The organism is Mesorhizobium sp. M2E.F.Ca.ET.209.01.1.1 (assembly GCF_004010375.2).
Classification (GTDB): domain Bacteria; phylum Pseudomonadota; class Alphaproteobacteria; order Rhizobiales; family Rhizobiaceae; genus Mesorhizobium.
Window position 1 is genome coordinate 1 of record NZ_SADP02001207.1, and the last position, 288, is coordinate 288.

1 protein-coding gene is annotated in these 288 nt (G+C 51.0%); it reads left to right on the plus strand.

Annotated features, from left to right (window positions below):
- Window positions 1-101 precede the first annotated feature (101 nt).
- The coding region (locus EN852_RS39755) for a hypothetical protein (protein ID WP_135879971.1) at window positions 102-288 on the plus strand (187 nt) is incomplete at its 3' end.

Below are 288 nucleotides of genomic sequence, written 5' to 3' on the forward strand. Positions count from 1 at the left end.
TTGCGGCGACAAACCACCAAAAGCGGACGGGTGTCGACGATAGGCAGGCATCGTGGATACGCTTATAGCAATGATATGAAACTGGTCCGGTGCTTTAAGCCATGAATTTTGAAACTGCCGAACCAGGCAGCGCAATTTCGATTCCTTCTCCTGACGAACTAAACCTGTTCAAAGCGCTTTTTTCCTTCAGGGTACGCGACGGGCATTCGCCCAAGGAAAACTTCCTGACGGAGGCTCTGGTTTACACGCTGAAGAAGAATCCTGTCGCGATGCGCGAATGGGTGAAAC